This is a genomic window from Kaistia sp. SLG-1 (assembly GCF_059699055.1).
Window position 1 is genome coordinate 540,573 of record NZ_AP048544.1, and the last position, 11,842, is coordinate 552,414.

Annotated in this window: 7 protein-coding genes; 4 read left to right on the top strand and 3 right to left on the bottom strand. The window is 68.0% G+C overall.

All coding sequences use genetic code 11. The features are described 5' to 3' along the window. Window positions 1-43: 43 nt before the first annotated feature. From AC6HZP_RS02475 to AC6HZP_RS02485, 3 genes are read right to left on the bottom strand one after another with little or no spacing between them, the layout of a single operon-like run. Window positions 44-1,306 (bottom strand): ABC transporter substrate-binding protein, encoded by a 1,263-nt coding sequence (locus AC6HZP_RS02475; protein ID WP_497525252.1) that lies wholly within the window; start codon window positions 1,304-1,306, stop codon window positions 44-46. Window positions 1,307-1,339: 33 nt separating this feature from the next. Beyond that, window positions 1,340-2,515, bottom strand: a complete 1,176-nt coding sequence (locus AC6HZP_RS02480; protein ID WP_497525253.1) for a PLP-dependent transferase — start codon at window positions 2,513-2,515, stop codon at window positions 1,340-1,342. After that, window positions 2,512-3,198, bottom strand: coding sequence for a FadR/GntR family transcriptional regulator (locus tag AC6HZP_RS02485; protein ID WP_497526723.1), 687 nt, complete (start codon window positions 3,196-3,198; stop codon window positions 2,512-2,514). The genes AC6HZP_RS02480 and AC6HZP_RS02485 overlap by 4 nt, the downstream gene beginning before the upstream one ends. 363 nt (window positions 3,199-3,561) lie before the next feature. Between AC6HZP_RS02485 and AC6HZP_RS02490 the strand changes: the two genes are divergently transcribed. The 4 genes from AC6HZP_RS02490 (at window position 3,562) to AC6HZP_RS02505 (ending at window position 11,833) form a co-directional block, all read left to right on the top strand. After that, a complete protein-coding gene (locus AC6HZP_RS02490) occupies window positions 3,562-3,840 on the top strand; it encodes a GNAT family N-acetyltransferase (protein ID WP_201402070.1) in 279 nt (92 codons plus the stop codon). 164 nt (window positions 3,841-4,004) lie between these two features. After that, entirely contained in the window at window positions 4,005-5,405 is a 1,401-nt protein-coding gene (locus AC6HZP_RS02495) for an FAD-containing oxidoreductase (protein ID WP_497525254.1), read from the top strand. A 249-nt stretch (window positions 5,406-5,654) separates the two neighbouring features. Beyond that, window positions 5,655-7,535, top strand: coding sequence for an autotransporter assembly complex protein TamA (locus tag AC6HZP_RS02500; protein WP_244669746.1), 1,881 nt, complete (start codon window positions 5,655-5,657; stop codon window positions 7,533-7,535). Continuing rightward, a complete protein-coding gene (locus AC6HZP_RS02505; protein ID WP_497525255.1) occupies window positions 7,535-11,833 on the top strand; it encodes a translocation/assembly module TamB domain-containing protein in 4,299 nt (1,432 codons plus the stop codon). Before AC6HZP_RS02500 ends, AC6HZP_RS02505 begins: the two co-directional genes overlap by 1 nt. Window positions 11,834-11,842 lie beyond the last annotated feature (9 nt).

Here is an 11,842-nt window from a genome sequence, read left to right on the forward strand (position 1 = left end):
GGGCGGTCGTATCGGCCGGCGGGCGAGCCCGCCGGCGCGCGCCTTACTTGTTGGCCAGGAACTTCTGCTGGCTCTTGGTCAGGTACTCGGCCCACTGCTGGCCGAGCTCTTCCGGCGTGATCTCGCCGAGCAGCGCCTGCTGGCTGGTCTTGATCACCACCGAGTCCTTGAAGAAGGCGAACTCGGGCAGGTAGCTCGGCATCACGGTCGGGACGACGTCCTTGTCGGAAAGCTCCTCGAACCAGCCCTTGAACTGCTCGCTCGAATAGAACGGATCGGTCTCGGCCGACTTGCGGGCCGGCAGCGCGCCCGTCTTCTTGTTCCAGGCGATGTTGCCTTCCTTGCCTTCAAGCGCCGCGAGCAGCTTCCAGGCGGCTTCCTTGTCGGAAGCGGTCGAGAACATCGACCAGCCGGCGAAGCCGATCGTCGGGAAGGTCTTGCCATTCTCGCCCTTCGGCATGGTCATGATGCCGTAGTCTTCCGGCTTCATCCGCTCGGCGATGGCGATCAGCGCGTCCGGATCCTGGTCGAGCATCGCGCAGGTGCCGGAATAGAAGCCGGCGACGATCTCGTTGAAGCCCCAGTTGACGCTGTCCTTCGGGGCATAGCCCTTCTTGTACAGATCGGTGAAGTAGGTGAGGCCCTTGACCCAACCCGGATCGGCGAAGGTCGACGTGCCGTCTTCCTTGAAGAAGGCGTTGTCGCCGTTGGCGGTCGCGCCGAACATCACCCAGCCGTTCAGGCCGCCGGGGCCGCCGCGCATGCAGTAGCCCGACTTGCCCGGCAGCGCCGAGACCTTCTTGGCGGCCTCTTCGAACTCGGCCAGCGTCTTCGGAACCTCGGTGACACCAGCTTCCTTGAACAGGTTCTTGTTGTAGAACATCGCGCGCAGATAGAAGCCGTAGGGCAGCATGTAGGCGGTGTTCTTGACCGAGCGGCCGAGCTCGAGGGCGCGGTCGTTCAGGTCGGACGCTTCATCCCACTTGGCGATGTAGGGCTCGAGGTTCTCGAGCATGCCGCGATTGGCATAGAGCGACAGCCAGGTGTCCGGCATTTCCATGACGTCGGGCGTCTCGCCGGCGGCGACCATGGTCGCGAACTTCTCGAAGGCCTGGCCCCAGGGCAGCGAGATGATCTCGACGGTGGTGCCGGGATTGGCTTCCTCGAACGTCTTGACGATGCCCTTCAGCGTCTCGGTGCGCTCCGGGCTGGTGATCACTTCGACGAGCTTCAGCTTGGTGTCGGCGAGCGCCGATCCGGCGAGCAGCGCCGTCATCACGGCCGCTGCGGCGATCTTCCTGAACATGGTGGTTTCTCCCTCTGTTGATTTGAGTGTTGGTTACGGACGCCGGGCGGATTCGATCGCCGCGGCGAGATCGTCCCAAAGTGCGTCGGCCCCCTCGAGGCCGACATGCAGGCGGACCATGTTGGCGTCGACGCCGAAGTCGATCGCCGAATTGGGTCCTGCCGCCTGTACCCGCACGACCTGGGCGGGCACGACGAGGCTTTCATGGCCGCCCCAGCTGACGCCGAGCTTGAACAGCCGAAGCTTGTCGGCGAAGGCGGGGATATCGACCACGCCATCGCGGAAGGTGAACGAGAACAGGCCCGACGTGCCGGAAAGCCCGGGCGGCAGCGCGTTGGCGAGGCCGGGATGGGACACGGAGGCGACGGCGTCGTGATCGGCGAGGCGGCGCGCCACATGCAGCGCGGCGGCTTCATGCGCCTTCATGCGGATCGGCAGCGTGCGCAGGCCGCGCACCAGCAGCCAGGCGTCGAAGGGCGACAGCTTGCCGCCGAGATAGGGCAGGGTGCCGGAGCGGATCTTGCCGACCAGCGCCTTCGAGCCGACGACGACTCCGGCGACGACGTCGCTGTGGCCGCCGAGATATTTCGACGCCGAATGCAGCACGAGATCGACGCCGAGCTTGATCGGCTGCTGGAACACCGGCGAGGCCCAGCTGTTGTCGATCGCCGTGATGACGCCATGGCTCCTGGCGAGCGCCGCCAGCGCCTTGACGTCATGCGTCTCCATCGTCCAGCTGGTCGGGCTCTCCATGTAGAAGAGCGCCGCGCCCGGCAGCGCCGCCGCCACGGCCGCCTCGTCGCGGCCGTCGACATAGGTGACGCTGACGCCGTAGCGCGAGAGCAGCGTCTCGAACAGGCGGTAGGCGTCGGGATAGACGTGGCGCACGCAGACGATGCGGTCGCCGGGCTTGACGAAGGTGATCACCGTCGAGGAGATCGCCGCCATGCCGCTGCCGAAGGCGAGGCCGTCCTCGGCGCCTTCCATGCCCGCCACCTTCTCCTCGAAGATGCGGACGGTCGGGTTCAGGCCGCGGCTGTAGACCGGCCGCACCTTGTTGCCCTTGTAGGTCTCTTCCATCTCGGCATAGGACGAGAAGGTGAAGAGCGAGGTCTGCACGATCGGCGGCACCACCGCCTCATAGGCGTTGGCGTCGTCATGGGCGGCGACGAGGGAGGCGTGGTCGAAGGCCGCTACGCTATCGTTCATTTCATTACCTTGTCGGGATGGGGGGCGGTGTCCTGCGACATCTCCCGGATGTCTTCCTCGACGATCTCGAGGATCGCGAGGGTCTCTCGGCGGGCGCGGTCGGCGTCCTGCGCCGCGATCGCCTCGAAGAGCTTGCGATGCATCGGATGCGAGCGATTGGCGAAATCGGGCCGGTTGAACGGCTTCGTCCAGAAGTTCTGGAAGGTTCCGCGCATCTGCTCCAGCAGTTGGCCGAACATCGGGTTGTGCGAGGCGTCGTAGACGGCGAGGTGGAAGGCGAGATCGGCCTCGCCCGAGGTCCCCTCGGCGCGATGGACGCGCTCCAGCTCGATCAGCCGTTCCTCGATGGTGGCGAGGTCGGCCTCGGTCCGCCGCACCGCCGCCAGCGCGCCCGCCTCGGCCTCGAGCCCGCGCCTTATGTCGAGCGTCGCCAGGAGGCCCTCGCGCATGTCGCTCGCATCGATCTGCAGCGGCATGTGGATGGTGTCGGACGAGATGCCGCGCAGCAGATAGGTGCCGCTGCCCTTGCGCGATTCCATCACGCCGAGCGCCTGGAACTGGCGGATCACCTCGCGCACGGTCGACCGGCCAACGGCCAGCGCCTGCATCAGCTCGCGTTCCGTCGGCAGCCGTTCGCCCGGCTTCAGGCCGGAGAGCGCGATGAAATCGGCCAGCGCCTTCATCACCGTGCCGGCGCGGTCGGAAGCGGGAAGCGGGGTGAGGCCCGGAAAGGCGATCGGCTCGCCGGCGCGCTGCCTGGTGTCTGACGAGAGGGTCGTCTTGATCACGCTGGGTCCCCGATCGGACGTGAGCTAAAATTGGTCTGACATCTGATAATTTCTGCAGGAGGGGCTTTTCGTCAAGGGCGAAAGTTTCGGCAAGCCGGCGGTGTTTTGGGCGGCGCTGTGGATTTCGATGCTGCGGGAAGGGGTGCGACGAGGCATGAAATTGCGGGCGCTCGCGAAAAACTCCGCGATTCCGCCACTTATGGCGCGGCGTCCGACCTGCTAGCCTCGCAGGGCGCATCCAGCGCCGGGCGAGCAACCATGAGCGACCAGCCGGAACTTCAGATCACGCCGACGCGGTTCGAGATGGAGCTCGACGGTCATGTCGCCTTCATCCTCTATCGGCTGCAGGGCGATGTCGTGGAACTCGTCCATACCGAAGTGCCGCCGGAACTCAGCGGTCGCGGCATCGGCACCAAGCTGGTTCGCGCCGTGCTCGACAGGCTGCGCGACCAGGGCGCGCGGATCCATCCGCTCTGCCCCTTCGTCGACGCCTATATCGGCCACCATCCGGAATATGCCGATCTCGTCACCGACTGAACCCGACGCCAGCCTTCCGCGTTCAAAGACCAGGACTTCGACCAGAACTTCAGAGACCAAGACTTCAGAGACCAAGACCCCGGACATCTATTCCCCGCCCGCAAGTCTTCAGTAGCCACGTATCCCGCAGCCCGATGTAGCAGCCCGATTCATGGAGATGCCTGATGCCTGCCTATGACGCCATCATCATCGGCACCGGACAGGCCGGTCCGCCGCTCGCGGGCCGGTTGAGCGCCGCAGGCCAGAAGGTCGCCATCATCGAACGCAACCTCGTCGGCGGCACCTGCGTCAACACCGGCTGCACGCCGACCAAGACGCTGGTCGCCAGCGCCAAGGCGGCGCAGATGGCGCGCCGCGCCGCCGAGTACGGCGTGGTGATCGAGGGCTCGGTCGGCATCGACATGCGCAAGGTGAAGGCGCGGGCCGACGCCGTCTCCGGCGCCTCGCGCGACGGCGTCACGGCCTGGATCGACGGCATGGAGAACTGCACGCTCTATCGCGGCCATGCCCGCTTTCTCGATGCCAGGCGCGTGCAGGTCGGCGATGACGAGCTCTCCGCCGACCGGATCTTCATCAATGTCGGCGGCCGCGCCGCGATCCCCGACATTCCCGGCATCGCCGACGTGCCGCATCTCACCAACAGCACGATGATGGACATCGACGCCGTGCCGGAGCACCTCCTGGTCATCGGCGGCAGCTATGTCGGGCTGGAATTCGCGCAGGCCTATCGCCGCTTTGGCGCCCGGGTGACGGTGTTCGAGACGGGGCCGCGCCTGGTCCGCCGCGAGGACGAGGACATCTCGCGGGCGATCGCCGAGATCCTTTCGGCGGAGGGCATCGACATCGTCGTCGGCGCCACCAGCCTCAGCGTCGGACGGGCCACCAACGGCGCCGCGGCGGGCGGCATGATCGCGCTCAGCCATGACGGGCCGAACGGGATGCGCACCGTCTCCGGCTCGCATCTGCTGGTCGCGACCGGTCGGCGGCCGAACACGGACGATCTCGATGTCGCGAAGGCGGGCATCGCCCTCGACGCGCATGGCTACGTCATCGTCGACGACGCGCTCAGGACCAATGTCGACGGCATCTGGGCGCTGGGCGACTGCAACGGTCGCGGCGCCTTCACCCACACCTCCTACAATGACTTCGAGATCGTCGCCGCCAACCTGCTCGACGACGATCCTCGGCGCGTCACCGACCGCATTCCCGTCTATGCGCTCTATACCGATCCGCCGCTCGGCCGCGTCGGCCTCACCGAGGCGGAGGCGATCCATAGCGGCAAGCGCGTCCTGGTCTCGAAGCGGCCGATGACGCGGGTGAGCCGGGCGATCGAGAAGGGCGAGACGCAGGGCTTCATGAAGATCGTCGCCGACGCCGACAGCGGCGAGATCCTCGGCGCCGCCCTGCTCGGCACCGGCTGCGACGAGGCGGTGCACTCGCTGATTGACGTCATGTATGCGCGCCGGCCGTTCGAGCAGGTCCGGCGCGGCGTCCACATCCACCCGACCGTGTCCGAACTGCTCCCGACCATGCTCGCCGAATTCAAGCCCGCCTTATTATCGTAGCGCCGCACTGTCGCGTTGTGCATTTCGGTTGCGTGACGCGCACGTCGCCGACGCGCGGTGGTGGCAGGAACGGCCATGTATGGTAAATGTTAAGGATAGTCTCATAGAGACAGGAGCGTAATCGGCCGATGTAGCGTTCCGGCGGCGTGTATGGGTGTTGTACTGTTGAAAGTCCCTGTCCTTAAACCGCGCGGCACCCGCTCTCGGCGCAGGATTCGCCAGACCGTCGCGTCGGCAATGGTCATCGTGGTGGCGGGGTCGACAGTTACCTACGCGCAGGACGGTGGATTCCTCAACGGCATCCGGTCGCTTTTCGGCAAGGAGAAAGTCGAGCCGGTCGCCGACGCCGTCCCCTACAAGCCGACCGTCAACGTCCCCGATGCCGCGCGCTCGCTGCGCAAGGCGATCACCGCCGCCTCCAATCTCTATTCGATGCGGAAGTCGCCGCCGTCCGGGGCGGCTGGCCTGCTCCGGCGCGCCCGCGCCGACATCGACCAGATCACCGGGGCGCTCTATTCGAACGGTTACTACGCCGGCTCCATCCGCATCACGATCGCCGGCCGCGCGCTCGACGCGCCCGATATCCTGCAGGCGATCGAGGCCGCCCGTCCGGCGGGCCCGGTCCCGGTCGAGATCGACGTGACGACCGGGCCGCTGTTCCATTTCGGCAGCATCACGCTTGTCGACGAGCGGAACCGTCCGCTGCCGATGGCACCGACCTTGCGCCAGCTCGGCATCGAGCCCGGCGGCGAGGCGAAATCCTCCGCCATCCTCGACGCCGAGAGCCACATCACCGATTTCTACCGCGACAAGGGCCACGCCTTCGCCAAGGTGGTCGACAAGGACGTCGTCGCCGACCACGCGACGAACCTCGTCAACGTCACCTATGTCGTCAACGCCGGCCCGGCGGTCGCCTTCGGTCCCGTCACGGTCTCCGGCGCGGAAAAGGTCCGCCCCTCCTTCGTGCAGGAGCGGGTGCGCATCATTCCGGGCGAGATGTTCTCGCCGCAGCGCCTCGCCGACACGCGAAAATCGCTGCTGCGCTACGAGGCGTTCTCCGGCGTCCGCATCCGCGAGGGCGACAAGCTCGACGCCGACGGCCGCCTGCCGGTCGATGTCGAGGTGACCGAGCGCAAGCCGCGCTATGTCGGCTTCGGCGCCAAATATTCCTCGACCGACGGTTCGTCGATCAACGCCTTCTGGGGACATCGCAACCTGTTCGGCGGCGCCGAGACGCTGCGCCTCGACGGCCAGGTGTCGTGGTTCGGCGGCTCGTCCAGCGCCGTGCCGGATTCCAATCCGCTCGGCTACCGCTTCGCCGCGACCTTCGGCAAGCCGGGCATCCTGACGCCGATCGACGACCTCGTCGCCCAGGCGGCGGTGCTGCGCGAAGTCACCGACGCCTATGTCCGCGAGGCGGTGACCTTCACGGGCGGTGTCCGGCGCAACTATTCCGACCAGTTCTCCGTGCAGATCGGCCTCGATCTCGAACAGTCGCATGTCCAGGATTCCAGCGGCTCGCGCGACGACACCATCGTCGGCGTTCCGATCGACATTGCCTACGACACCACCGACAATCCGCTCGATCCCTCCAAGGGCATCCGCGCCGCGGGCACCTTCGAGCCCTTCGCCTATCTCGGCCAGGCCAGCGCCGGCCCGATGATGTTCAAGGGCTCGCTGTCGTCCTACAAGGCCCTCGACGAGGACAAGCGCTACATCCTCGCCGGCCGGATCTCCGCCGGCACGATCTTCGGCGCCGACCTGCTCGACGTGCCGCCGCAGCGGCGCTTCTATGTCGGCGGCGGCGGATCGCTGCGCGGCTACGACTACCAGTCGGCCAGCCCCCGCAACGCCCAGGGCGACATCATCGGCGGTCTCAGCTACCTGACGGCCTCGGCCGAGGCGCGCATCAAGGTCACCGATACCATCGGCATCGTGCCCTTCTTCGACATGGGCGCGGCTTCCGAGGGCTCGGTCCCCGATCTCGGCGATCTAAAATATTCCGCCGGCCTCGGTCTGCGCTATTATACCGGCATCGGCCCCGTCCGGCTCGATGTCGCCATACCGCTCAATCCGGAGCCCGACGACAAGGGCTACGGCATCTATATCAGCCTTGGACAGTCGTTCTGATGACCCGCGCCCTCAAGATCCTGCGCTGGCTCGGCGTTGGCCTCATCGTCCTCCTGATCGCGCTCGTCGGCGCGTTCGGCTTCCTGCAGACAGGTCCGGGCCTGCGCATGCTTGCGAATGTCGGCAGCCGGCTCGCCAGCAGCGAGGGGCTGACCGTCCGCATCGACGGCATTTCCGGCTTCGTGCCGTCCAACCTGACGATCGCCCGGATCGAGGTCGCCGACGCCACCGGCCCGTTCGCCTCGGTCGACAATCTGCACCTCGCCTGGCATCCGCTGTCGCTCCTCTCCGGCAAGGTCTCGATCGCGGATCTCTCGGCGGCCCAAGTCGCTGTGTCGCGCCAGCCGGTTTTGCCGCCGGCGCCGGCGGAGAAGAGCTCCGGCGGCGGCATTCCGTTCATCCGCGTCGCGCTCGATCGGCTCGACATCGCCAAGATCGATATCGGCGAGCCGGTGCTCGGCATGGCCGCGGTCCTCAACCTGCAGGCCTCGGCCCGCCTGGTCGATCTTGCCGAGGGACTGGCGCTCGATTTCGCGCTGCTGCGCGAGGATGCGCCGGGCGAGATCAAGGGCAGCGTCCGCTACGCCCCCGGCAACGGCACCGATTCGCTCTATCTCGACGTCACCGCTTCCGAGCCCGCCGGCGGCCTCGTCGCGCGCCTCGCCGAGATCGAAGGCCTTCCGGCACTGTCGCTCTCGGTCAAGGGCAACGCGCCGCTCGACAATTGGGACGGCCGCATCGCGCTCGACGCGGGCAGCGCCGGCAATCTCGGCGGCACCGCCGCCGTCAAGCAGGTCGAGAACGGCCGCCGCGTCATGCTCGATCTCGCCGGAGAGATCGCCGGACTGGTTCCGGCCTCGATCCGCCCGCTCTTCGCCGACCGGACGACATTGCTCGGCTCGGCGATCCTCGAGCCGGAAGGCCGCATCGCCATCGAGGGGCTGAACGCCACCGCCGCCGGCTTCGGCCTGGCGCTGGTCGGCAGCCTCGACACCAAGGCGAAGACGGCGGATGTCACGCTCGATCTCGTCGGCGGCGACCCTTCGCATTTCGCCGCCTTCGCCCCCGGCGTGACCTGGTCCGGCTGGCGCCTCAACGCCGCCGTCAACGGCCCGTTTGCCACGCCGACGGTCGACGCGACGCTCTCCGCGCAGTCGCTCGCCGGTTCCGGCTATGGCGTCGCCGACCTGAAGATCACCGCCAAGACGACGCCTGCCAGCGCCGGCGGCCTCGATTTCACTGTCGACGGCACCGCGACCGGCCTTTCCGCCGAGGATCCGAAGGTCGTCGCCGCGCTCGGCAAGTCGGCCCGGCTGCAGGCGGCAGGCTCCGTCGGCGATTCCGGCCCGGTCCTGACCTCGGCCACGGTGGCGCTGGAGCCGCTGGACCTCGCCTTCGCCGGCACCGCGGCGGCGAACGACGTCAAGGGCGCGCTCCGGCTCGAGCGCTTGAACCTCGCCGCCTTCTCCGGCCTCGCCGGACGCCCACTCACAGGCAGCGCCGTGCTCGATGCCAAGATCGACGCCGATCCGTCGAAGCGGCGCGTCGCCGTCGATCTCGACGGGTCGTCGAAGGACATCAGCACCGGCATCGCCCAGGTCGACGATTTCTTCGCCGGCGAAAGCCGGGTCAAGGGCTCCGTCTCGTTGGCCGAGGATGGCCGCATCGCCGTCAACGGGCTGACGCTTGCCGCCCGCGGCCTCGACGTCGCCGTCGATGGCGGCATCGAGAAATCAGCCGCCGACCTGACCGCGCGGGTGAAGCTCGCCGATCTGAAGCAGCTCGATCCGCGCGTCTCCGGCGCCGCCAATGCCGATCTCCGCTTCACCGGCGGCCTCGACGCGCTCGGGCTGACCGGCAAGGTCGCGATCCCCGCCGGCATGGCCATGGACCAGAAGATCGAGAATTTGGCGCTCACCGTCGACCTCACCGATCTGACCGGCCTGCCCGGCGGCACGGTCGCGCTCGACGGCAAGCTCGCCGGCAAGACCGCCAAGGGCGGCGCGAGGCTGACCTCGCTCGCCGATGGCGGCCGACGCGTCGACGACCTCGACCTCGCCATCGGCGCCGTGCGCGCCAAGGGCGCGGCGGCGCTCGCGCCCTCCGGCCTCGTCGACGGCAAGATCACCATCGCCGCCTCCAACCTCGCCGATCTCTCGGCGCTGGTGCTGACGGAGCTCGCGGGCCGCCTCGACGCAACAATAGTGCTCGACGCGGCGAACGGTGCGCAGCGCGTCGCCGTCGACGGCTCGGCCGCGGGAATCCGCGTCGCCGGCAACCGCGTCGACAAGGCCGACATCAACGCCCGCCTCGTCGATCTCTCCGGCACGCCGGTGATCGACGGCAAGGTGGTGCTCTCCGGCGTCGTCGCCGGCGGCCAGACGATCGAGAAGGCGACGGTCACGGCGAAGAGCGCCGGCAGCGCCACCGATGTCACGCTCGACACGGCGCTGCTCGGCGCCAGCATCGACGCCAAGGCGCGGATCTCGCCGGCGGGCGAGGCGACCAATGTCCGCCTCGATGCGCTGAAGATCGCCCGCCCCGGCACCAATGTGACGTTGGCGCAGCCCGCCAACATCGCGATCGCCAAGGGCGGCGTTTCCATCGACAGGCTGGTGCTCGCGACCGGCGACGGCCGCACGACGATCAGCGGCAAGGCCGGCGAGACGCTCGATCTCAATGTCGACCTGCGCAACCTGCCGCTCGCTCTCGCCGCGCCGACGCTCGACATGAAGGGCACGCTGAGCGGCACGGCGCGGATTACCGGCAAGGCCGCCGCGCCAGCCGGCAATTACGATCTCCGGATCGCCAAGCTCACCAATGCCGATATCGCGCGGGCCGGCCTCGGTCCGTTCGACATCACCGCGAAGGGCAATCTCGGCGGCGGCCGGGTCGGCGTCGAGGCGACCATCAACGCGCCCTCCGTCTCCGGCCTGACGATCAACGGCTCGGTGCCGATCGCCAGCGGCGACATGGATCTGAAGATCAAGGGCGCCATCGACCTCGCCATCGCCAACACGGCGCTCGCCACCTCCGGCGGCACCGTGCGCGGCAAGGCCGTCATCGACGCCGCGCTCGCCGGGCCGACCGCGGCGCCGCGCGCCTCCGGCACGGTGCGCGTCTCGGGCGGCAGCTACAATGATTCGCTGAACGGCATCGCGCTCTCCAACATCGAGGCGGTGCTGACCGGCACGGATCGCGCCGTCCAGGTCACCTCCTTCGCAGCCCAGACCGTCCAGGGCGGCCGCATCGTCGGCAAGGGCAATATCGGCCTCGATCCCGCGCAGGGCTTCCCGGCCGCCATCGAGGTCACGCTGCAGAAGGCGACGCTGGTCTCCAGCGACCTGATGCGGCTCGTCGCCGACGGCAACATCAACATCCAGGGTCCCGTCGCGACGCGGCCGAAGATCGTCGGCCAGATCAAGGTCCGCAACCTCGACATCAACATCGCCGACATCCCCTCGGGCGGTCTCGACCCGCTCTCCGTCCGACACGTCAACACCGGCAAGCAGCCGGCGGCCAAGACCGGCATCCGCGCGCAGGCGAAAGCCCGCGCCGCCGCCACGGCGAAGAAGAAGACCCAGCCGGCGAGCCCCTTCGTCGCCGATCTCGACCTTCGCGTCTCGGCGCCGAACGGCGTGTTCGTGCGCGGCATGGGCATGGACGCGGAGTTCGGCGGCGACCTGACGCTTCGCGGCACGACGGCCGACATGGTGACGCTGGGCGGCTTCGAGCTGAAGCGCGGCCGCTTCAACGTCGTCGGCCGCCAGCTCGACTTCACCCAGGGCAAGATCACCTTCAACGGCAGTCTCGATCCGGAGCTCGACTTCAAGGCCGACACCACCGGCGGCGATGTCGTTGCCAGCATCATCATCACCGGTAACGCCTCGGCGCCGGAGGTGAGCTTCGCCTCGACGCCGACGCTGCCTCAGGACGAGGTGATCGCGCGGCTGCTGTTCGGCCGGGCGATCAGCACGCTGACGCCGGGACAGGCGCTGCAGGTGGCGCAGACCGTGGCGCAGTTCTCGGGCCGGGGACCGGGCGTGCTCGATTCCGTGCGCAAGTCGCTGGGCGTCGATTCCCTTTCCATCGGCACCGATGCCTCCGGCAAGGGCGGCCAGGTCGGCATCGGCAAGCGGCTGAACGACAAGGTCTATATCGGCGTGCAGCAGGGGACGTCGCCGGATTCGAGCAAGGTCACGGTCGACGTCGACTTGACCCGCAACATCCGCATCCAGGGCGCCGCCGGCGCCGACGGCTCCAACGAGCTCGGCATCGGCGCGCAGTGGGATTACTAGGGGCTCTCT

Excerpts from the sequence above, each read along its gene's own strand:
- AC6HZP_RS02475 (WP_497525252.1), bottom strand. The coding sequence starts at position 1,306 with ATGTTCAGGAAGATCGCCGCAGCGGCCGTGATGACGGCGCTGCTCGCC.
- AC6HZP_RS02480 (WP_497525253.1), bottom strand. The coding sequence starts at position 2,515 with ATGAACGATAGCGTAGCGGCCTTCGACCACGCCTCCCTCGTCGCCGCC.
- AC6HZP_RS02485 (WP_497526723.1), bottom strand. The coding sequence starts at position 3,198 with ATGAAGGCGCTGGCCGATTTCATCGCGCTCTCCGGCCTGAAGCCGGGC.
- AC6HZP_RS02490 (WP_201402070.1), top strand. The coding sequence starts at position 3,562 with ATGAGCGACCAGCCGGAACTTCAGATCACGCCGACGCGGTTCGAGATG.
- AC6HZP_RS02495 (WP_497525254.1), top strand. The coding sequence starts at position 4,005 with ATGCCTGCCTATGACGCCATCATCATCGGCACCGGACAGGCCGGTCCG.
- AC6HZP_RS02505 (WP_497525255.1), top strand. The coding sequence starts at position 7,535 with ATGACCCGCGCCCTCAAGATCCTGCGCTGGCTCGGCGTTGGCCTCATC.